Here is a 21628-nt window from a genome sequence, read left to right as displayed (position 1 = left end):
CCATGCCACAGGGAGTTCCGGCACCCGGCACCGTTCCCGACGACGGCCTGACCACCAGGCAGCGTCGCAACCTCCCCATCCTCGCCGTCCACACGGGCCCCGGAAAGGGGAAGTCCACCGCCGCGTTCGGCATGGCGATGCGCGCCTGGAACCAGGGCTTCGACGTCGCGGTCTTCCAGTTCGTCAAGAGCGCCAAGTGGAAGGTCGGCGAGGAGTCGGTGTTCCGCACCCTCGGTGATCTGCACGACGAGACCGGCGTCGGCGGCGCCGTGGAGTGGCACAAGATGGGCTCGGGATGGTCCTGGTCGCGCAAGCGCGGCGACGAGGTCGACCATGCCGAGGACGCCCGCGAAGGGTGGGCGGAGATCGCGGCGCGCATCCGGGACGAACGGCACCGCTTCTACGTCCTCGACGAGTTCACCTATCCGCTGCACTGGGGGTGGATCGACGTCGACGACGTGGTGCGCACCCTCACCGACCGGCCCGGCAACCAGCACGTCGTCATCACGGGCCGCAACGCACCCACCGCGCTGCTCGACGCCGCCGATCTGGTCACCGAGATGTCGAAGATCAAGCACCCCATGGACGCGGGTCGCAAGGGTCAGCGCGGCATCGAATGGTGAACGGTCTGCCCGCCGTCGTCATCGCGGCCCCCTCGTCCGGCAGCGGAAAGACCACCATCGCCACCGGCATCATGGGCGCACTGCGCGCCGCCGGCCGGCGGGTCGCTCCGTTCAAGGTCGGCCCGGACTACATCGATCCCGGGTACCACGCCGTCGCCGCAGGACGGCCCGGTCGCAACCTCGACGCCGTCATGACGGGCCGCGACGCGATGGTGCCCGCGCTGCGCTGGGGTGCGAGCGGGTGCGACATCGCGGTCGTCGAGGGCGTCATGGGTCTCTTCGACGGTCGCATCGACCCCCACGCCACCGGACCCGCTGCGGAGGGGTCCACGGCCGCGGTCGCCGCCGCGATCGGTGCGCCGGTGATCCTGGTGGTGGATTCGCGAGGGCACAGCCAGAGCATCGGCGCGCTGGTCCACGGGTTCTCGACGTACGACCCCTCGGTCCGCGTCGCCGGGGTGATCCTCAACCGGGTCGGCAGTGAGCGACACGAGGCGGTGCTGCGACAGGCCTGCGACCGGGTCGGCGTTCCCGTGATCGGGTCGGTGCCTCGCGCCGGCGCGCTCGAGGTGCCGTCGCGTCACCTCGGCCTGGTGACCGCAGCCGAGCACGGCTCCGCCGCGGTCGACGCCGTCGCGGCGATGACCGAGCTGGTGTCGCGCCATGTCGACGTCGACGCTCTCGCTCGCATCGCGGCGACGGCGCAGGTTCCGACGGCGGAGCCGTGGAGTCCGGACGCCGCGGTGGGGGTGCGGATCGAGGGTCCGCGTCCGGTGGTCGCCGTCGCCGGTGGCCCGGCGTTCACGTTCGGCTACGCCGAGCAACCGGAGGTGCTGCGTGCCGCGGGAGCGGACGTGGCGGTGTTCGACCCGCGCCACGACCGGTTGCCCGAGGGTGCCACCGGCCTGGTCGTTCCCGGCGGGTTCCCCGAGCTCCACGCCGCCGAGCTGGCCGCCAACGAGCCACTGCTGCACGACATCCGGGCTCTCGCCGACGCCGGGTGGCCGGTGCACGGTGAGTGTGCGGGCCTCCTGTACCTGGCCACCTCGCTGGACGGGCACCGCATGGCGGCAGTGCTGGACCTCGACGTCGAGTTCGGGTCGCGGCTCACCCTCGGCTATCGAGACGCGGTGGCGCTGACGGGGTCGGTGATGTTCGACGTCGGCCAGCGCATCACCGGCCACGAATTCCACCGCACCCACGTCGTCCGGTCGGGATCGTTCGAACCCGCGTGGGCCTGGCGGCGCGACGGCAGCACCGTGCAGGAGGGATCCGTCGGCGCCGGCGGACGGGTGCACGCGTCGTATCTGCACACCCATCCGGTGGCGACGGCCCGGGGATTCGCTCGGTTCGTGGCGGCCTGCCGGCCGTCCACCGATCACGCCGCGAGCAGTCCCTCCAGGTAGTCCAGGAGCCGTGACACCTCCCGCGGGGCGCCGAGGACGACGACCTTGAGCCGGTCGCGTTGCGCGTCGTAGGCGGTGTTGACGCGCAACGGTTCACTGTCGGGTCGCGCGTCCCCGGTGGCTCTGGCGAGCAGTGCGGTCAGCCGATCCGCGGTCTCGCGGTCGACGGTGTCGATGTCGACGATCGAGGTGACCTCGACGCGATGCTCGGTGCGCAGTGTGGAGGCGGCCTGCCCGGTGAACGTCTCGAGGTCCTCGCCGGAGATGCGGTACTGCTTGCCGATGCGGACGGCGGGAAGGCGCCCGGACCGCACGTAGCCGCGGACGGTGCGCACGTGCAGCCCCAGCATGTCGGCGACATCGTCGACCGAATACATCCGCACAGTCATCCAAACAACGTAAACATCCCCTGTCGCACACGTCAATTGGGACATCTACGTGCCCCGTGGCGGCTTTTCCCGGACATGTCGTCGGGAGACTTTTCCGACAGGTTGCCGGTGAACGGCGCGGAAATCGGGCATTGGTGGCAATCTGGATCGAATGACCGACATCGACCAGAGACTGATCCTGGGGCCGTTCGTCCGCTACGTCAGTACCGATCGCGCGACCTTCTGGGTGGAGACGTCGCACTCCTGCACCGTCACGGTCACCACGTCCTCGGGCGCCTCGGTGGACGAGCGCACGTGGGGTCTCCACGGGCACCACTACGCCCTCGTCGCCGTCGAGGATCTGCCGCAGAACTCACTCGTCGACTACACCGTCGCGATCGACGGCGAGCAGGTGTGGCCCACTCCCGACCGCCGGGCCGTCGTGCACACGATGTGCGACGACGAGCCCGTCACCGTCGCCTTCGGATCCTGCCGGCGGGGTGACACCTACAGCGACGAGGCGTTGACGCGCATCGGCGCCGACGCGCTGGTCGGGCTCGCCGACCGTGTCGCGAGCGAAGAGCCCGACACCTGGCCGGATCTCCTGGTCTTCCTCGGCGACCAGGTCTACGCGGACGATCCGTCGCCCGAGATCGTCGAGCGCCTGCACGCCCGGCGCGAGGCCGGCGAGCGTGCTGCCGGCGCCCGCTCGGAGGAGGTCGAGGACGAGATCTGCGACTTCGAGGAGTACACCTGGCTCTACCAGGAGTCGTGGGGCGACGACCGCGTCCGCCAACTGATGGCCACGGTCCCGACGTGCATGATCCTCGACGACCACGATCTGCGGGACGACTGGAACTCCTCCGCGGACTGGCGCGCGGAGGTGACACAGGCGTCCTGGTGGGAGGACCGCGTGATCGGCGCCTTCTCCTCGTACTGGGTCTACCAACACCTGGGCAACCTGTCCCCGCGCGAACTCGAGGACGACGCGATGTACGCGGCCGTGCGATCCGCCGCGAGCGACTCCGAGCGTGAGACGCTGCTCGCCGAGTTCGCCCTGAAGGCGGACGCGGAACCGTCCTCGGCGCGCTGGAGCTATCACCGCGACATCGGCAACACGCGTCTGGTGATGATCGACAGCCGGTGTTCGCGTGACCTGTCGCCCGAGCGCAGGGCCATGGTCGACGACGTCGAGTGGGCATGGGTGCGCGAGCACACGCTGAAATCGGGAAAGGAGCACGTGCTCCTGGGGTCCTCGCTGCCCTTCCTCATGCTTCCGGGGCTGCACGCGGTGGAGCAGTGGAACGAGGCGGTGGCGCAGGGCGCGTGGGGGAAGCGGTTCGGTCGGATCGGGGAGAAGCTGCGTATCGCGCTCGATCTCGAGCACTGGGCCGCGTTCGGAAAGTCGTTCGGCGACATGGTGGATCTGGTCGACGAGGTGGTCGTGGGGCCGGACGCGCCGAAGTCGGTCGTGTGGTTGTCGGGTGACGTGCACTGCTCCTACGTCGCGAAGGCGGAGACCCGCGTGTCGACGTCGACGTCTCTGTACCAGCTGACGATGTCGCCGTTCCGCAATCCACTGAACCTGCCGATCCGGGCGGTCAACCGCCTGGCGATCCGTCGCCCGGTGGCGAGGATGCTCGCGCGCCTGGCGCGCGGAGCCAAGGCGGAACCCGTGCACGCGGAGTGGAGCACGGAGGCGGGTCCCTGGTTCGACAACGGGGTGATGTCGTTGACCACGGACTCGCAGGCGCTGCGTCTCGAGGTGAACCACGCCGCGGTGGTGAACGGGCGTCAGACGCTCAGCACCACGGCTCGCTACGACCTCACGCCGTCCGGGGTGCGGCAGCGCTGATCGTGCCCGTGCCACGACAGGTAGGGTCTTCCGACGTGGACGCGACCGATTCTCCCTACCTCGCAGGGCTCGATCTGGCCGGTCGTCGCGTGGTCGTCGTCGGTGGGGGCAGTGTCGCGCAGCGGCGGCTCCCGCTGCTGGTGTCGTGCGGCGCGAAGGTCGTCGTCATCACCCGCGAGGCCACCCCGGCCGTCGAGGGCATGGCGAGCTTCGGTCAGATCGAGCTGGAGTTGCGCGACTATCGCGACGGCGATCTGCACGAGGCCTGGTACGCCATCGCCTGCACCGACGAGGCCGAGACCAACGCGGCCATCGTCGCGGAAGCGGCGCGCTCCCGGATCTTCTGCGTGCGCGCGGACGTGGCGAGAGACGGCACGGCGGTCACGCCTGCCAGCGCGGAGTACGACGGTCTGACCCTCGGCGTGCTCGCCAGCGGAGAGCATCGCCGGTCCGCCGCCGTGCGCAACGCCGTGCTGGACGGGCTGCAGTCCGGGGCCATCGCGGACGCACCGGAGAAGTCGATCGCGGGGGTCGCACTCGTGGGCGGTGGACCGGGGGACCCGGACCTCATCACCGTGCGGGGGCGCCGCCTGCTGGCGCGTGCCGACGTGGTGGTGGCCGACCGTCTCGCGCCGCCCGAGCTGTTGGCCGAACTGGGACCGCACGTCGAGGTGATCGACGCGTCGAAGATCCCGTACGGCCGGTTCATGGCACAGGAGGCCATCAACGACGCGTTGATCACGCATGCCCGCGCCGGCCGGTTCGTGGTCCGACTCAAGGGCGGTGATCCCTACGTCTTCGGCCGCGGATACGAGGAACTCGAGGCGTGCACCGCAGCGGGCATTCCCGTCACCGTCGTTCCCGGCATCACCAGCGCCATCTCGGTGCCGTCGGCCGCCGGTATCCCGGTCACCCATCGTGGAGTCACGCACGAGTTCGTCGTCGTCAGCGGTCATCTGCGCCCGGATCACCCGGACTCGCTGATCGACTGGCCGTCCCTGGGCCGGTTGCGCGGCACCATCGTGCTGCTCATGGCGGTCGAGCGCATCGGAGCCTTCGCGGACGTGCTCGTCGAGAACGGGCGCGCCGCGGACACGCCGGTCGTGGTGGTCCAGGAGGGCACGACGCGGTCGCAGCGGGTGGTGCGGGCAGATCTGACCACCGTCGCCGAGCGGGTGCGTGCGGAGAACGTGCGCCCCCCGGCCATCATCGTCATCGGACCGGTGGCGGGATTCGACGCCGCGGCCGTGATCGGCGCAGCCTCGTGACCCGGCCGATGACCTATCCCGTGACCGAGCGGGCCTTCGGACTCGCGATCATCGCGCTCAGCGGCATGCAGTTGATGGCCGTGCTCGACGGCACCGTGGTGAACCTCGCGCTCGCTCCGCTGCAGGCCGAACTCGGCCTCAGCGATGCCGGTCGCAACTGGGTGGTCTCGTCGTACGTACTGGCCTTCGGCGGGCTCATGCTCCTCGGCGGGCGCATGGGCGACGCCTTCGGACGCAAGCGCATGTTCCTCGTCGGAGTCGCGCTGTTCACGGTGGCGTCTGCGGCCTGCGGACTCGCGCAGAACGAGGCGATGCTGGTGCTGGCCCGCGTGATCCAGGGCGCCGGCGCCGCCGTCGCGTCGCCCACGGCGTTCGCACTGGTGGCCACCACGTTTGCGCCGGGGCCCGTCCGCAATCAGGCCATCGCCATCTACGCGGCCATGACCGGTGTCGGCTCCTTCTCCGGTCTCATCATCGGCGGCGCGCTCACCGAGGTCTCGTGGCGGTGGATCTTCCTCATCAATGTGCCGATCGGTCTCGCGATCCTGGCCCTGGGATGGCGCGCGCTCACCGAGACGGCCGGCGAACGGGCACCCCTCGACGTGCCGGGGGCGATCCTCGCGACGCTCGGATCCACCGGTGTCGTGTTCGGCATCGTCGAGGGTCCGGAACGAGGCTGGACGGACGTCGTCACCCTCACCGCGATCGTTGTCGGTCTGTTCCTGCTGCTCGCGTTCCTCACCGTCGAGCGGCGCGCCAGGAACCCACTGCTGCCCTTCGAACTCTTCCGCGACCGGGACCGCGTCGCCACCTTCGTCGCCATCTTCTTCTCCGGCGGCGCCCTGTTCGCGATGACCGTGATCGTCGCGGTGTTCGTCCAGGACGTGTTGGACTACAGCCCGCTGCGCGCCGGCATCTCGTTCATCCCGTTCGGTGGCGGCATGGCGCTCGCCGCCGTCGCGTCGTCGTGGCTGGCGCCGCGGGTCGCACCACGCTGGATCATCGCGACCGGCGCGGTCCTCACCGTCGGGTACCTGATCTTCGCGTCGACCATCACGGTGGAGTCGACGTACTGGAAGAACCTGTTCCTCCCCATCGGCGGCATCGGTTTCGGCGTCGGATTGGCGGTCATCGCCCTCCCGCTCTGCGCGATCGCCAACGTCGACCAGAAGAACATCGGGCCACTCACCGCCATCTCGCTCGTCGCGCAGAACCTGGGTGGCCCACTCGGCCTCGCTGTGGTCAGCGCGATGGCGGCGTCGAAGACGCACTCACTGGGCGGTCGGACGGGCTCGGCCGTCGACATGACCCGGCCGGAGATCGTCGCGTTGGGAGAGGGGTACACGTTCGCTCTTCTCGGCTGCGCCGTTCTCGCCGCGGTCGCCGCCGTCTCGGCGTTGTTCATCCGCTACAGCGCGGCCGACGTCGCCCAGGCCAAGGCAGCCCAGGACGCGATTCACCGCTGACGGTCGGCGGGCAGGTCCGCCTCGTTCGCCGCCGCGCGCCCGGACTCCCATCCCGCGAGGTCCAGCCGGGGTCCACGGACCGACCGGGTGGCCGGGAACAGTCGCTCGACCTCTGCCTCGACGGCCACTGTCTGCGTCGCCAGCATCGGCAGCAATTCGCCGGACCGTCGACTCGCCTCCTCGAGGGCCAGCGCGTCCGACTCGGCGAGGCGTTCACCCAGCCGTACGGCGTAGGCCCACAGGAACGCGGTGTCGAACCCGGATGCCGCCTTCTTCCGCCGAGCCGGTCGGGGAGCGCGAGCCAGAGCGCGCGCCGCCTGCACCGAGAGGGAGGTGAAGAGCATCTCGGTCTGCTCCACGTCGACGGGTGCACCCACCACCGTCGCGAGGGCGTGATCGGTGTCCCAGACCACCCGGGTGCGGTTGACCGTCGCCACCACGTGCAGCAATTGGGCACGCGCATCTGCGTGCGGATTGTCGACGTGCACACGCCTGCTCACGACGTCGGTCCGGCCCTCGGCGAGCACGAGGGTGTCGACGGAGTACTTCGTCATCAGTTCCTGCGCCTTCGCGGTGAACGCATCGGCCTCCTCCTCGAACTCGGTCGAGTCCGCCTTGGCGAGAAGCCCCCTGATGCGCCCGAGCATGCCGGACCCGACGACGGTGTCGGGCGGCAGCAGGCGTGCGGTCCGGGCCGACGGCCACTGCGACGGCAGCGCGCCGATCCGGGTGAGTCGGGGCAGGCTCTGCCACCGCCCGAGCAGCGTGAGCACGGCGATCCACTGGTCACTGACGGCGATGTAGTCGGACGCACCGCCGAGGCGCAGACGCGCGGCGAGCAGACTCGGAGACGCGTCGACGGGCGACTCGACGTCCGGGCGCAGCGCCCGGATCGCCTCGACCTGGCGCACCCAGCTCTCGGGTGCGCGCGAGGTGGCGTCGGAGAGTTCGGCCTCGTGCAGGAGGGCCGCCGCGGCGAGTCCGGTGACCTCGGCGGTGCAGTGGCGGCGGACGACGTGCAGCAGGTCGAGCGGTTGCCACCCCTCCTCGTACAGCGCCGTGATCGTGGACAGGAGCGTGACGGACCCCTGAGCGAGGGGATCCGCGTCGGTGCAGGCGACCAACTGGTCCGCGACGTCGTCCACCACGCGTTGCGAGGCGGTGCGACCGACGGCGGCATCGGCGCCGCGCTGCAGCAGTTCCGGGACCGGGTTCATTCGGTCAGCACGATCACCTCGGTCGGCGATGCGACCTCGGCTCGGAGTCCTGCACGGACGGCGACCGCGGCGACGGCCCGTGCGCTCGTGGGTTCCGCGCGGGTGACGGTCAGCGCCCGCGCCAGCAGTCCCTTGTGATGCTTGTTGAAATGGCTGACGACGGTGCGGGATCCGTCCGGTTGCTCGGTGAGCACGGTGGCGGTGACCGCGCCGGGTATGGGGCCCAGGTCGCGGTAGATTCCCGAGCGCAGATCGACGACGAGACCGTCGGCCGCGGCGGTGACGGCCGCGGGCAGCACCGGCTTCCACAGGGCGCGGAGCGTGGGGAGCCCGGGCAGTGCGGACCCGCCCGAGAGCCGGTACGCCGGAACCGGATCGTCCGCTCGCACCGCACCGAAGAGGGCGGACCCGATCGCGAGGCGCTGCCGAGCCTTGGCCTTCTGCGCCCGGGTGAACGATGCCGCGTCCAACGCGTCGAACAACACTCCGGTGTAGCGCTCGAGAGCCGGTCTCGTCGCCGAGACCGTCAGGGCCGCATTGCGCTCGATCTCGTCGTCCTGCTTCGGCGAGAGTCCCAGGGCCGTGCGGGAGGCCGCGGGATCGTCGGCGAGGGACACGAGAGCGTTCACCAGCGTCGATCGGACGTCGGTGAGCTGCGGAAGCCACAGCCGGTCGAGATCGAGCGGATCACCGCGGCCGCCCGCGGACTTGGTTTCGGACGGTGGCAGAAGAACGAGCACGGCAGGAACGGTACCGACACACCCACGGACTAGGCTGTGCGCCTGTGATCACCCGTCTGTCCCACCTGTTCCTGCGCACGCTTCGCGACGATCCCGCCGATGCCGAGGTACCGAGCCACAAGCTCCTGGTGCGCGCCGGCTACGTCCGCCGCATCGCTCCCGGTGTGTACTCGTGGCTGCCGCTCGGGCTCCGGGTGCTGCGCCGCGTCGAGCAGGTGGTGCGCGAGGAGATGAACGCGATCGGTGGCCAGGAGATCTCGCTGCCGGCGCTGCTGCCGCGCGAACCGTACGAGGTGACCAACCGCTGGACCGAGTACGGCGACGGGCTGTTCCGGCTCAAGGATCGCAAGGGCGTCGACATGCTGCTCGGGCCGACGCACGAGGAGCTCTTCGCGCTGACGGTCAAGGGGGAGTACAGCTCCTACAAGGACCTGCCGGTCACGCTGTACCAGATCCAGACCAAGTACCGCGACGAGGAGCGTCCGCGGGCCGGCATCCTGCGCGGCCGTGAGTTCGTCATGAAGGACTCGTACTCGTTCGATCTGGACGAGGCGGGTCTGAAGACCTCCTACGAGGCCCACCGCGAGGCGTACCAGCGGATCTTCGAGCGCCTCGGTGTCAGCTACGTCATCGTCGCGGCCACGTCCGGTGCGATGGGCGGGAGCGCGTCCGAGGAGTTCCTCGCGGAATCGGTCGTCGGCGAGGACACCTACGTGCGGTGTGTCGAGTCCGGGTACGCCGCGAACGTCGAGGCCGTCACGACGCCGGCTCCGCCGTCGATCCCCCTCGAGGGCCTGCCGCAACCGACGGTGCACGAGACCGGCGACACCCCGACCATCGCGACGCTCGTCGACTGGGCGAACGGTGCGGATCTCGGCCGCACGGTCACCGCGGCGGACACGCTCAAGAACGTGCTGCTCAAGACACGCGTCCCCGGCGGTGAGTGGGAACTGCTCGCCATCGGCGTTCCCGGTGATCGTGACGTGGACGAGAAGCGCCTCGAGGCCTCCCTCGCCCCCGCCGAGTTCGTCATGCTGGGCGACGCGGACTTCGCCGCCAATCCGTTCCTCGTCAAGGGGTACATCGGACCGAAGGCCTTGCAGGACAACGGCGTGCGTTACCTCGTCGACCCTCGCGTCGTCGACGGCACGGCGTGGATCACCGGCGCGAACGAGAAGGGCAAGCACGTCGTCGATCTGGTCGCGGGCCGCGATTTCGTCGCGGACGGCACCATCGAGGCCGCCGAGGTGCGCGACGGTGATCCCTCTCCGGACGGCCGCGGCGCACTGGTGTCCGCTCGCGGCATCGAGATCGGCCACATCTTCCAGCTCGGTACCAAGTACACCGACGCCTTCGCGGTCGACGTCCTCGGCGAGAACGGCAAGCCCACCCGCTTGCTCCAGGGCTCGTACGGCGTCGGCGTGTCCCGCCTGGTGGCTGTCATCGCCGAGCAGATGCACGACGACAAGGGTCTGCGGTGGCCCGCGTCCGTCGCACCCGCCGACGTGCACATCGTCATCGCCAACAAGGACGTGGGCGCGCGCGAGGGTGCCGAGGCGCTCGCCGTCGAACTCGACGCGCACGGACTCGAGGTCGTCCTGGACGACCGTCCCAAGGTGTCTCCCGGTGTGAAGTTCAAGGACTCCGAGCTGATCGGTGTGCCGCTCGTCGTCGTCCTCGGTCGCGGCTGGGCGGACGGCACCGTCGAGCTGAAGGATCGCTTCACCGGTGAGGCTCGCGACGTTCCGGCCGAGTCGGCGGGCCGGGAGGTCCTGCGCGCGGTGGGGCGACCCGTGTGAGCACCTCGTCGTCGAGCGAGTCTCTTCCTGCGGTCCTGACCCGGCTCGTCGACGCTCGCCGAGTCTTGCTGATCGCGCCGACACACGGACGCTCGGCCGCTCTCGCGGCCGACGCGGTCGGCGAGCGCGGCTCCGTCGTGGTGCTCGCCGCGGACGAGAGTGTCGCGGCCGTCCAGGCCGACACGGAGGCGGCACGAGGCCGGGTGGAGATCGTCGCCGGCGAACCCGCCGGATCGTTGCCGCAGCTCCGCACGGACGACGACACGACCTTCGGTGTGGTGTCCGCCGACGTCTCGCGGGCCGGTGCGGCCGAGGCCGTGCAGTACCTCGAGTGGGCGCTGGTGCTCGGTCGACCCGGGACCGCCGTGGTGGTCACCGGTGACGCCGACGGGGCGACGTGGACAGCGGTGCAGGACATGGTCGACGGTCACCCACGGCTCGCCGCGGCGTCGTGGACCGCGGGCACCGCGGTGATCGTCGCCGCCGTGACCGATCAACCCTGAGTCGAGGTCCCGACCGGAGGAGGGGTCAGGTCGCCGGAGTGCCGGGAAAGGCCACCGTTGACGGGAAGATGCCGAGAATCGCCTTCCACGCCGAGGCGCGCCGAGCTGAGTCCGTGAGGGCGACGATGCCGATGTCGCGGGTGTGCCCGGACTGGGCCCGTTCGACGACCGACCGCCAGGCGACTGCGGCGTCGTCCTCGACCTGCGCCGCTAGCCGTGCCGCTGCCACCGCGTCGGTCACCGGGAACGGCACCGTGTACCCGGCCGCGGGCTCCGGTGCGGTGACGCTGGCCGCGGTCAGGGCGTCGATCGTGCCGTCGCGCCGCGCTCGGTGGTCGGCGGCGTACTGCGCGACCATCGGATCGCGGGTGGGGTTCGAGAACGCCGCGATGACGCCGTACGCGAAGACGGCGGCGAACTCCACGTTCAGCGCGTCCACGAGGGCCTGCTGCTCCGGGCCGAGATCACTCATCCGGCCACCGCCGCGGACGCCAGCGTGCACGCGGCACTGATCGACCCGAGCAGGCCCGCTCGGTAACCGGACAGCGCACGCGCGTCGTCGGCTGCGCTGCGGCCCGCGTCCGACAGCGCCGTGGACAACTCGGTGAGTGCCGGAGCCGGCACCGGCTCGGCGGTGCCGGTCGCCGCAGCGGCGGTCCCGGACACCGTGGGCGGGGGAGTGAGACGTGCGATCTCAATGTCGAGCGCGTCGGCGTGGGCGGTCCGCTGATCGGCGATCACGGTGAGAGTGTCGACCGCCGCCGGGTTCTGCGCGATCGCCGCCGTCGCGGCGGCGGCGTCCCGGCGGGCCCGGGCGGCATGGGCCGCGAGCGGATCGGGCTGCGCCGCCTCGTCGTCCTGCGCACCGTCCGAGCACGCGACCGTCGAGGCGAGAATCGTCGTGCCTGCGACCAGTGCCGCCGCACCGCGCAACATCGTGCGCCGCGAGAGCGTCGGGAGACTGCGGCCGTGCAGGAAGACCGGTCGGTGCGGAACTGTCGGTGGCACCCGGTCATCGTGCCAGACACGGACACCGTCCCCGCGCCGGACACGAGCACTCTCGGCGCGACGACGCAGCGTGTCGGGAGACGCGCCCCGGTCGCGGTATCGTGGTCCCTTCCCAGTTCGCCGGTGGCGAGCTGTACAACTTCAGCGAGGAGTGGTCGAGCGATGCCGGTTCCATCCAGGGAGAGGGTCGTCGCACTCCTCTCCGCACACGTGGCGGGCCCGGGGTTCACCGACGGCGATCTCGATCTCGAGGACGTCACCGTGTCGAAGGCCGGTGCTCACAGCGTCGTCAAGGTGATCGTCGATCGGGATTCCGGATTCGAGCTCGACGCGCTCGCTCGGCTGAGCCACGAGATCTCCGACATCCTGGACGCGGCAACCGAATTCGGGGACACCGCGTACAACCTCGAGGTGACGACGCCCGGTGTCGACCGACCCCTGACCGAGCCTCGCCACTGGCGTCGTGCTCGCGGCCGGATGGTCACCGTCGCGCTCGGGGACGAGACGATCGACGCCCGCGTCGGTGAGCTCAGGACCTCGGAGGGCGGTACGACCGAACTGGATCTCGTTCTCCGCTCGCGCACCGGTCCGACGCTGCGCACCGTGCCGCTCGACGCGGTCACGTCGGCCACCGTGCAGGTGGAGTTCAAGAAGCCCAATCCTGCGGAGCTCGAGATGGCGGGCGGCGTCACGCCCGGACGCTTCGATCCGCTGAACCCGCCGGAGGAGCCCGTCTCCGGTGACGAAGACGACGACACAGACGACGAAAGCCGATAACGACGTGAACATCGACATGACTGCCCTCCGCGCGATCGAGGCGGAGAAGGGCATCACCATCGACGCGGTGATCGACACGCTGCAGAGTGCGCTGCTCACCGCGTACAAGCACACGGCCGGTCACCGGTCCGACGCCTACATCGACGTGAATCGCAAGAGTGGCGAGGTCCGCGTCATGGCACGCGAGACCGACGAGAACGGGAACTTCGTCTCCGAGTGGGACGACACCCCCGAGGGGTTCGGTCGCATCGCCGCGACCACCGCGCGTCAGGTCATCCTGCAGCGACTCCGGGACGCCGAGAACGAGAAGTCGTTCGGTGAGTACTCGACGCACGAGGGCGAGATCGTCGGCGGTGTCATCCAGGCCGACGCACGGCTGAACGCACGCGGCACGGTCGTGGTGCGGATCGGTAGCGACTCCGAGGGCGTGGACGCGACCATCCCGCCGGCGGAGCAGGTGCCCGGTGAGACGTACGAGCACGGCGACCGGATCAAGTGCTACGTCGTGGGCGTCACCCGCGGCACTCGCGGCCCGCAGGTCACCCTGTCCCGGACGCACCCCAACCTGGTCCGCAAGGTGTTCGCGCTCGAGGTGCCGGAGATCGCGGACGAGTCCGTGGAGATCGTGTCGGTGGCCCGCGAGGCGGGACACCGGTCGAAGATCGCCGTGCGGACGTCGGTGTCCGGCCTGAACGCCAAGGGCGCGTGCATCGGTCCGATGGGCCAGCGTGTCCGCAACGTCATGAGCGAGCTGGCCGGCGAGAAGATCGACATCATCGACTACGACGACGATCCCGCCGTGTTCGTCGGGAATGCGTTGTCACCGTCGAAGGTTGTCTCTGTCACGGTCGTCGACGCGGCTGCCCGCGCCGCGCGTGTGGTGGTGCCCGACTACCAGTTGTCGCTCGCGATCGGCAAGGAAGGTCAGAACGCGCGGCTCGCCGCGCGCCTGACCGGGTGGCGTATCGACATCCGGAGCGACGCCGCGCCGACCGAGGACGATCACTGAGTCGGCGCGCGCGAGCGGGCGACGTTCCGAACCGGACCGAATCCGCGTTAGACTGTGACACGGCTCGACACGCGTTGTCCGACGACACCGCGTCCGCACCAGCTGGACCGGTGCGTACGTGCGTAGGATGCAGACAGCGCGAGTCGCCTTCCGCCTTGGTGCGGATCGTCGCCGGCGTCTCCGACACCGGCACGGTCGGTGCCGTGGTCGATCATCGCCGCAGACTGCCCGGCCGGGGTGCATGGTTGCATCCCGACGCGACTTGTCTGCAGCAGGCGGAGCGACGTCGAGCCTTCGGGCGTGCCTTGCGCGTGACCGGTCCGCTGGACCTGTCCGCGCTTGCCCGAGAGTTCGCACCGTGACGGTGTGGACCACACCCGATCGACCGGCCGAACGGTCGCGGCACCTCGCCGCGCCACGAGGAGAACAGGTACACGAATTCATGAGCACACCGTGAAGCACCGACGATGAACATCGTTTCGAGATAACCCGAGGTCGTGCGGGCGCCTGCCATAGGAGCCGCGCTCGACCTCTCAGTGAGGAGAGCAGTGGCAGGCAAGGCCCGCGTGCACGAGTTGGCTAAAGAACTCGGTGTCACCAGCAAGGATCTACTCGCTCGGCTGAAAGAGCAGGGCGAGTTCGTGAAGTCGGCGTCGTCGACCGTGGAAGCACCGGTCGCGCGACGTCTCCGTGAGTCGTACCCGTCCGCGTCCGGCGACGCGGCACCGTCGACCGGCGCCCGTCCGTCCGGAAACGGCGCAGGCCCGAAGCCGGGCGGCCCCCGCCCCGGTCCGAAGCCGGCTCCGGCGGCCCCCGAGGCACCGGCCGCAGCAGCATCCGAGGCGCCCGCCGCGCAGGCTCCGGCCCCGTCGGCTCCCGCCGCCCCGGCACCCGCTGCCCCGGCTCCGACACCCGCAGCACCTGCCGCTCCCGCGGCACCGGCTGCTCCGGCGGCACCCGCCCCCGAGGCACCGGCAGCGTCGGCGCCCACAGCGCCCACAGCGCCCACAGCGCCCGCTGCTCCCGGCCCCAAGCCGGGACCGAAGGCACCGCGCGTCGGCAACAATCCCTACTCGTCCGCACCCGTCGAGCGCCCCGCGCCGCGTCCCGCTCCGGGACAGGCCGGTCCGCGACCCGGCGCCCCGCGTCCGGCTCCGGGCCAGGGTGGACCTCGTCCGGCCGGCGGCGCACCCGCTCAGGGTGGAGCAGGTCGTCCCCCCGCAGGTCAGGGTGGACCTCGCCCCGGCGGACCCCGTCCCAATCCCGGCTCCATGCCTCCCCGCCCGAACCCGGGTGCCATGCCGAGCCGCTCGGCTCGTCCGGCTCCCGCAGCCGGCGGTCGTCCGGGTCGTCCCGGCGGCGCACCGGGCGGTCGTCCCGGCGGTGCCGGTGGCGGCGGCGGTTACCGCGGTGGCGGCGGCGGTGCACCCGGCGCTCCCGGTGCCGGCGCACCTGCCGGTGGCGGCTTCCGTGGTCGTCCCGGTGGCGGTGGCCGTCCCGGCCAGCGCGGTGCCGCGGCAGGCGCGTTCGGCCGTCCCGGCGGCGCAGTCCGTCGTGGCCGCAAGTCGAAGCGGGCGAAGCGCGCCGAGTACGAATCCATGCAGGCTCCCGCAGTCGGTGGCGTGCGGTTGCCCCGTGGCAACGGTGAGACGATCCGTCTCGCTCGCGGCGCATCGCTGTCCGACTTCGCGGACAAGATCGACGCGAACCCGGCTGCACTCGTGCAGGCGCTGTTCAACCTCGGCGAGATGGTGACGGCGACTCAGTCGGTCAACGACGAGACGCTGGAGCTGCTCGGCGGCGAGATGAACTACGTCGTCCAGGTCGTGAGCCCGGAGGACGAGGACCGCGAACTGCTGAACTCGTTCGACCTCACCTACGGCGAGGACGAGGGCGGCGAGGACGAGCTCGAGCAGCGTCCCCCCGTGGTCACCGTCATGGGTCACGTCGACCACGGCAAGACGCGACTGCTGGACTCGATCCGTAACGCCACCGTGCGTGAGGGCGAGGCCGGTGGCATCACGCAGCACATCGGTGCCTACCAGGTCCTCACCGAGCTCGAGGGCAACGAGCGTCTGGTCACCTTCATCGACACCCCCGGTCACGAGGCCTTCACGGCCATGCGTGCCCGTGGTGCCAAGGCCACCGACCTCGCGATCCTCGTGGTCGCGGCCGACGACGGCGTCATGCCGCAGACGGTGGAGGCGATCAACCACGCCCAGGCAGCAGACGTGCCGATCGTGGTCGCGGTCAACAAGATCGACAAGGAAGGCGCGAACCCGGACAAGATCCGGCAGCAGCTGACCGAGTACGGCCTCATCGCCGAGGAGTACGGCGGCGACACGATGTTCGTCGACATCTCGGCCAAGCAGGGCACCAACATCGATGCCCTTCTCGAGGCAGTGCTGTTGACGGCCGACGCGGCGCTCGATCTGCGCGCCAACCCGGACATGGACGCACAGGGTGTCGCCATCGAGGCACATCTCGACCGTGGTCGCGGACCGGTGGCCACCGTGCTCATCGCTCGCGGAACCCTACGTGTCGGTGACTCGATCGTCGCCGGCGATGCCTACGGCCGCGTCCGTCGCATGGTCGACGAGCACGGCGAGGACGTCATCGAGGCGCTCCCGTCGCGTCCCGTCCAGGTCATCGGCTTCACGTCGGTGCCGGGTGCCGGTGACAACCTGCTCGTCGTCGACGAGGACCGCATCGCCCGTCAGATCGCGGACCGCCGCAACGCTCGCAAGCGCAACGCGCTGGCAGCGAAGTCGCGCAAGCGGATCAGCCTCGACGATCTCGATGCCGCACTGAAGGAGACGTCGCAGCTCAACCTGATCCTGAAGGGCGACAACTCCGGCACCGTGGAGGCCTTGGAGGAGGCGCTCGTCGGTATCGCGATCGACGACGAGGTCGAACTGCGCGTCATCGACCGCGGCGTGGGTGGTGTCACCGAGACCAACGTCAACCTGGCGTCGGCGTCCAACGCGATCATCATCGGCTTCAACGTCCGTGCCGAGGGCAAGGCGACGGAGCTGGCGAACCGCGAGGGCGTGGACATCCGGTACTACTCGGTGATCTACCAGGCGATCGACGAGATCGAGAAGGCCCTCAAGGGTCTGCTCAAGCCGGTCTACGAAGAGGTCACGCTGGGCCAGGCCGAGATCCGCGCGCTGTTCCGTTCCTCGAAGGTCGGAAACATCGCCGGTTGCCTCGTCACCTCGGGTCTGGTGCGCCGCAACGCGAAGGCTCGACTGCTGCGTGACAACAACGTGGTCGCCGAGCTCGTCACCATCTCGTCGCTCCGGCGCGAGAAGGAGGACGCCACCGAGGTCCGCGAGGGCTACGAGTGTGGTCTGACGGTGACGTACTCCGACATCAAGGTCGGAGACGTCGTGGAGGCGTACGAGCTTCGGGAGAAGCCGCGCGACTGATCGACGAGAACGAACGGGTGTGGCCCGCGGCATGTCCGCGGGCCACACCCGTTCGTCGAAGACGGTGTCCGACCCTGCTATCGATGAGGTGCTCGTGTTTCTCGGTGCTCTCGAACTCGACATCCTGCTCGGCGACGTACATTCGCTGAAGGAGAAACGTTCGGTGATCAAGCCCGTCGTCGCTGCCCTGCAGCGCTTCGGTGTGTCGGCCGCCGAGACCGGGGAACAGGAGCGTTACCGTCGTTCGATGGTGGGTGTCGCCATCGCCACCGGGGACGTCGCCCACCTGCACGAGGTACTCGACTCGTGCGAGCGACACGTGGCCGAGAGGCCGGAACTACAACTACTCGCAGTTCGGCGCCGAGTGTTCGGGCCCGAGGACTGATGGACGAAGGAGACGCATCGTGGTGGACCAAGCCCGCGCTCGTAAACTGGCCAAGCGCATCGGTGCGATCGTCGCGACGGCCATCGATCACGAGATCAAGGATCCGCGGCTGTCGTTCGTGACGGTCACCGACACCAAGGTGACCCCGGACCTGCACGACGCCACCGTCTACTACACCGTGCGCGGCGAGACGCTCGACGCCGAGCCCGATTTCCAGGCTGCCGCTCTGGGTCTGGAGAAGGCCAAGGGCGCTCTGCGCACCAAGGTCGGTGCCGGTACCGGCGTGCGCTTCACCCCGACGCTGACCTTCCGTGCGGACACGGTGCCCGACACCGCGCGCCACATGGAGGAACTGCTCGAGCGTGCCCGCCAGATCGACGACAAGGTGGCTCAGGCCGCTGCGGGGGCGCAGCCCGCCGGTGATCCGGATCCGTACAAGGTGCCTCGAAGCGACACCGACGAGCTCTGAGACCCCGGTGACCGACACGCTGCGCGCAGACCTGCAGAAAGCCGTCCGTCTTCTCGAGGACGCCCGGACGGTGACTCTGCTGTGCCACGTGCAACCCGACGCCGACACCATCGGCAGTGCGCTCGCCCTGGCCATCGCGCTCTCGCGACGCGGCGCGCGGCCGACCGTGTCGTTCGCGGCGCCCGCCTCGTTGCCCGAGTCGATGATCGGTCTGCCGGGAGCGGAGTTCCTGGTGCCGCCCGCCGAGGTCCCGACGGACGCGGACCTGGTGGTCACCGTGGACGCCGGCAGTCGAGGCAGGCTCGGGTCGCTGGCTGACCGGTTGGACGGCGCCGTGTCCCTGGTCGTCGACCATCACCGGTCCAACACCTTCTACGGCACGCATCACGTGATCGATGCGAGTGCGGAGTCCACCACCGCGGTGGTCGCCGTGCTGTTCGACGAGTGGGGCGTCGAGATCGACCGGGACCTCGCGCACTGCCTGTTCGCCGGCCTCGTGACCGACACCGGATCGTTCCGCTGGGTCCGGCCGGGCTCCCACCTGCTGGCCGAGCGACTTCTCGCGACCGGGATCGACGGCGCCGCCATCTCGCGCCGCCTGCTCGACACCCACCCCTTCGCCTGGCTGCCGATGCTGGGCGCCGTCCTGGGCTCGGCGCGCCTGGTGCCGGACGCGGCCGGCTCGCGTGGGCTCGTCTACGCGATCGTGCGGCTCGAGGACTCTCGCGGACTGCGTCCCGAGGAGATCGAGAGCGTCGTGGACATCGTGCGCACCACCGCGGAGGCCGAGGTGGCCGCCGTGTTCAAGCAGAACGAGGCGGGATGGGCCGTGTCGTTGCGCGCGAAGAGCAGTGTCGACGTCTCCGTCGTGGCGTCCGCACTGGGTGGGGGCGGCCACAAGTTCTCCGCCGGCTACACCGCGACGGGCCCGATCGAGGACGACGTCGACGCCCTGGTCGCCGCGCTCGGGTGACCGATAGCTCCGCCGTGGACGGGCGGGTGTCCGCTCGCACCCTGTTCGGCCTCGCGTTCCCCGCACTCGGCGTCCTGGTGGCCGAGCCGCTGTACCTGCTCTTCGACTCCGCGGTGGTGGGTCGACTCGGTGCGCTCCCACTCGCGGGTCTGGCCGTCGGTGGCCTCGTTCTCGCCCAGGTGAGTACGCAGCTGACGTTCCTCTCGTACGGGACGACCGCGCGCGCGGCACGGCTGCACGGTGCGGGCCGGGACGACGACGCCCGCAACGAGGGCGTCCAGGCCACGTGGCTCGCAGTGGTGCTGGGCCTCCTGCTGATCCTGGTTGTCCAGCTCTCCGCGAACCCGATCCTGTCGGTGCTGGGCGGCGGGGGAGACATCACCGCCGAGGCCACCACGTGGCTCCGAGTCGGCGTGCTCGGCACCCCGTTGATCCTCGTCACGCTCGCCGGGAACGGGTGGATGCGCGGCGTGCAGGACACCGTGCGGCCGTTGCGGTACGTGGTGGCGGGGCTCGCACTGTCGGCCGTGCTGTGTCCCGTCCTCGTGCACGGTCTGATCGGCGTTCCGGCCCTCGGCCTCGTCGGATCCGCCGTGGCCAACGTCATCGGCCAGGCCGTCGCAGCGACGCTGTTCGTCTCCGCCCTGATGCGCGGGCCGCGGACCCGCTCGCTCCGGCCGGATCTCGCGATCATCCGCCGCCAGCTCGTCCTCGGCCGGGACCTCGTGCTCCGCTCGTTCGCCTTCCAGGCCTGCTTCCTGTCCGCGGTGACCGTGGCGTCACGCTTCGGTGCCGGTGCGGTCGGGGCCCATCAGGTGGTTCTGCAGTTGTGGAATCTCGTCGCGTTGATGCTGGACTCGTTGGCCATCGCCGCACAGTCCCTGGTCGGCGCCGCTTTGGGAGCGGGCCGTGGCCGCGCCGCGTCGATGCTCGCCTCGCGGGTGACCGCGTGGTCCGTCGGTTTCGCCGTGGTGCTCGCAGGACTGTTCGCCGCCACCCACGCCGTGATCCCGCCGCTCTTCACGTCCGACTCGTCGACCCTGACGAGCATCGACGGCATCTGGTGGTTGTTCGTCGCGCTGATCCCCGTCGCCGGCGTCGTGTTCGCCCTCGACGGTGTGCTGCTCGGGGCCGGTGATGCCGCCTTCCTGCGGAACGCGACTCTCGCGAGCGCCGTCGTCGGATTCCTGCCGCTGATCTGGCTCGCGGCGATCCTCGACTGGGGGTTGCCGGGAATCTGGGTGGGCCTGATGGTGTTCGTCAGCCTGAGAGCGGTCTCCGTGGTCTGGCGGACCGCGTCGGGCGCCTGGATCAGAACGGGGACCGATACCGTCGGGAGCCGAACATCAACCGCAGAAGGGTCGTGAGTGTGCCAGCCAAGTTGTGGGCCGTCAGCGACATCCACGTCGGTCACAAGGGCAACCGGCCCGTCACCGAGGCCATCGAACCGGAGAGCCCCGAGGACTGGCTGATCGTCGCCGGAGACGTGTCGGAGAAGACGGACGACATCCGCTGGGCGCTCGCCGAGCTGAAGTCGAAGTTCGACACCGTGATCTGGGTGCCGGGAAACCACGAGCTGTGGACCACGGTCAAGGACCCGGTACAGATGCACGGTGAGGCGCGTTACGACTACCTGGTCACGATGTGCCGGGAACTGGGTGTGCTGACGCCCGAGGACCCGTTCCCCGTGTGGGAGGGCGAGGTCGGGCAGGCCGGAGGCCGGTCGGGATATATGGGCCCCGTCACGCTGGTGCCGATGTTCGTGTTGTACGACTACTCGTTCCTGCCCGCGGGCACCACGAACAAGCTCGACGGTCTGGCGCTGGCGCGCAGCCGCAACGTGGTGGCCACCGACGAGTTCCTCATCACCCCGACGCCCTACGCATCCCTCGACGCGTGGTGCGCGGCGCGGCTGGCGATCACCGAGAAGCGGTTGGCCGAGGTGGACACCTCGATCCCGACGGTGCTGATCAACCACTGGCCGCTGGTGCGGCAGCCCACCGAGGTGCTGTTCTATCCCGAGTTCGCCCTCTGGTGCGGAACCACGGCGACCAAGGACTGGCACACCCGCTACAACGCCCTGTGTGCGGTCTACGGCCACCTCCACATCCCACGGACGACGTACTACGACGGCGTCCGGTTCGAGGAGGTGTCGGTGGGCTACCCGCGCGAGTGGAAACGCCGCGGACTCCCGGATCAGGTGCTGCGACAGATCCTTCCGGTCCCCGAGTACCCGCCGGGATCGTTGAACAAGTTCGGCGGCCACTTCACGGTCACGCCGGAGATGGAAGCGGAAGTGGAGAAGATGCGAGCGGAGAAGCGACTGTGACG

21 protein-coding genes are annotated in these 21628 nt (G+C 70.1%); 16 read left to right on the top strand and 5 right to left on the bottom strand.

The annotated features are described in order from the left end of the window. The first annotated feature begins 2 nt into the window (after positions 1-2). Complete coding sequence (cobO, locus tag ASG69_RS12120) at positions 3-623, top strand: cob(I)yrinic acid a,c-diamide adenosyltransferase (protein ID WP_027505063.1); 621 nt, start codon at positions 3-5, stop codon at positions 621-623. Next, positions 617-2029 (top strand): cobyrinate a,c-diamide synthase, encoded by a 1413-nt coding sequence (locus tag ASG69_RS12115; protein ID WP_056445008.1) that lies wholly within the window; start codon positions 617-619, stop codon positions 2027-2029. Before cobO ends, ASG69_RS12115 begins: the two co-directional genes overlap by 7 nt. Here the strand turns inward: ASG69_RS12115 and ASG69_RS12110 are convergent. Further along, positions 2002-2418 (bottom strand): helix-turn-helix domain-containing protein, encoded by a 417-nt coding sequence (locus tag ASG69_RS12110; protein ID WP_027505065.1) that lies wholly within the window; start codon positions 2416-2418, stop codon positions 2002-2004. The genes ASG69_RS12115 and ASG69_RS12110 overlap by 28 nt on opposite strands. A 151-nt stretch (positions 2419-2569) precedes the next feature. Here ASG69_RS12110 and ASG69_RS12105 point away from each other — a divergent pair, with 151 nt between their 5' ends. The 3 genes from ASG69_RS12105 to ASG69_RS12095 are packed head-to-tail and all read left to right on the top strand — an operon-like array spanning position 2570 to position 6986. Beyond that, on the top strand, positions 2570-4252 hold the full coding sequence (locus ASG69_RS12105; RefSeq protein ID WP_027505066.1) for an alkaline phosphatase D family protein: 1683 nt from the start codon (positions 2570-2572) through the stop codon (positions 4250-4252). A gap of 35 nt (positions 4253-4287) precedes the next feature. After that, positions 4288-5520 carry a uroporphyrinogen-III C-methyltransferase gene (gene cobA / locus ASG69_RS12100; RefSeq protein WP_200933807.1) on the top strand — a complete coding sequence of 411 codons (1233 nt, stop codon included), beginning with the start codon at positions 4288-4290 and terminating at the stop codon, positions 5518-5520. An 8-nt stretch (positions 5521-5528) separates the two neighbouring features. Next, the gene (locus ASG69_RS12095; protein WP_056445319.1) at positions 5529-6986 is read left to right on the top strand and encodes an MFS transporter; all 1458 of its coding nucleotides are present in this window, start codon (positions 5529-5531) and stop codon (positions 6984-6986) included. Here the strand turns inward: ASG69_RS12095 and ASG69_RS12090 are convergent. Continuing rightward, positions 6977-8203: a DUF2786 domain-containing protein gene (locus ASG69_RS12090; RefSeq protein WP_056445005.1), complete on the bottom strand. Its 1227-nt coding sequence runs from the start codon at positions 8201-8203 to the stop codon at positions 6977-6979. The genes ASG69_RS12095 and ASG69_RS12090 overlap by 10 nt on opposite strands. Next, positions 8200-8943: a peroxide stress protein YaaA gene (yaaA, locus tag ASG69_RS12085; RefSeq protein WP_056445002.1), complete on the bottom strand. Its 744-nt coding sequence runs from the start codon at positions 8941-8943 to the stop codon at positions 8200-8202. Before yaaA ends, ASG69_RS12090 begins: the two co-directional genes overlap by 4 nt. A gap of 44 nt (positions 8944-8987) precedes the next feature. On the opposite strand from yaaA, the gene ASG69_RS12080 reads away from it, so the two are divergent. Then, entirely contained in the window at positions 8988-10742 is a 1755-nt protein-coding gene (locus ASG69_RS12080; RefSeq protein ID WP_056444999.1) for a proline--tRNA ligase, read from the top strand. After that, positions 10739-11245: a hypothetical protein gene (locus tag ASG69_RS12075; protein WP_056444993.1), complete on the top strand. Its 507-nt coding sequence runs from the start codon at positions 10739-10741 to the stop codon at positions 11243-11245. Before ASG69_RS12080 ends, ASG69_RS12075 begins: the two co-directional genes overlap by 4 nt. A gap of 25 nt (positions 11246-11270) precedes the next feature. On the opposite strand, the gene ASG69_RS12070 is transcribed toward ASG69_RS12075, so the two are convergent. Further along, positions 11271-11717, bottom strand: a complete 447-nt coding sequence (locus ASG69_RS12070; RefSeq protein ID WP_027505072.1) for a ferritin-like domain-containing protein — start codon at positions 11715-11717, stop codon at positions 11271-11273. Further along, complete coding sequence (locus ASG69_RS12065; protein WP_235578926.1) at positions 11714-12253, bottom strand: hypothetical protein; 540 nt, start codon at positions 12251-12253, stop codon at positions 11714-11716. The genes ASG69_RS12070 and ASG69_RS12065 overlap by 4 nt, the downstream gene beginning before the upstream one ends. 162 nt (positions 12254-12415) lie before the next feature. Between ASG69_RS12065 and rimP the strand changes: the two genes are divergently transcribed. The 9 genes from rimP (at position 12416) to ASG69_RS12020 (ending at position 21626) form a co-directional block, all read left to right on the top strand. Continuing rightward, positions 12416-13030 carry a ribosome maturation factor RimP gene (gene rimP / locus ASG69_RS12060; RefSeq protein WP_056444990.1) on the top strand — a complete coding sequence of 205 codons (615 nt, stop codon included), beginning with the start codon at positions 12416-12418 and terminating at the stop codon, positions 13028-13030. Positions 13031-13034: 4 nt separating this feature from the next. Next, positions 13035-14039: a transcription termination factor NusA gene (nusA, locus tag ASG69_RS12055; RefSeq protein ID WP_056444988.1), complete on the top strand. Its 1005-nt coding sequence runs from the start codon at positions 13035-13037 to the stop codon at positions 14037-14039. Then, positions 13988-14401 (top strand): YlxR family protein, encoded by a 414-nt coding sequence (locus tag ASG69_RS12050; RefSeq protein ID WP_374197734.1) that lies wholly within the window; start codon positions 13988-13990, stop codon positions 14399-14401. The genes nusA and ASG69_RS12050 overlap by 52 nt, the downstream gene beginning before the upstream one ends. Before the next feature lie 186 nt (positions 14402-14587). Then, positions 14588-17470 carry a translation initiation factor IF-2 gene (gene infB / locus ASG69_RS12045; protein WP_056444985.1) on the top strand — a complete coding sequence of 961 codons (2883 nt, stop codon included), beginning with the start codon at positions 14588-14590 and terminating at the stop codon, positions 17468-17470. A gap of 94 nt (positions 17471-17564) precedes the next feature. Beyond that, positions 17565-17855: a DUF503 domain-containing protein gene (locus ASG69_RS12040; protein WP_027505078.1), complete on the top strand. Its 291-nt coding sequence runs from the start codon at positions 17565-17567 to the stop codon at positions 17853-17855. 19 nt (positions 17856-17874) lie between these two features. After that, positions 17875-18324, top strand: coding sequence for a 30S ribosome-binding factor RbfA (rbfA, locus tag ASG69_RS12035; RefSeq protein WP_027505079.1), 450 nt, complete (start codon positions 17875-17877; stop codon positions 18322-18324). 7 nt (positions 18325-18331) lie between these two features. Next, a complete protein-coding gene (locus tag ASG69_RS12030; RefSeq protein ID WP_056444977.1) occupies positions 18332-19297 on the top strand; it encodes a DHH family phosphoesterase in 966 nt (321 codons plus the stop codon). Continuing rightward, on the top strand, positions 19294-20664 hold the full coding sequence (locus tag ASG69_RS12025) for an MATE family efflux transporter (RefSeq protein ID WP_056444975.1): 1371 nt from the start codon (positions 19294-19296) through the stop codon (positions 20662-20664). The genes ASG69_RS12030 and ASG69_RS12025 overlap by 4 nt, the downstream gene beginning before the upstream one ends. A 2-nt stretch (positions 20665-20666) precedes the next feature. Further along, positions 20667-21626: a metallophosphoesterase family protein gene (locus ASG69_RS12020; RefSeq protein ID WP_056444971.1), complete on the top strand. Its 960-nt coding sequence runs from the start codon at positions 20667-20669 to the stop codon at positions 21624-21626. Positions 21627-21628: the final 2 nt, after the last annotated feature.

Source organism: Rhodococcus sp. Leaf225, from assembly GCF_001426145.1.
In the GTDB taxonomy this organism is placed as follows: Bacteria; Actinomycetota; Actinomycetes; order Mycobacteriales; family Mycobacteriaceae; genus Rhodococcoides.
The sequence above is the reverse complement of the archived record's forward strand: the minus strand, read 5'-3'. Positions and strand labels throughout refer to the sequence as shown.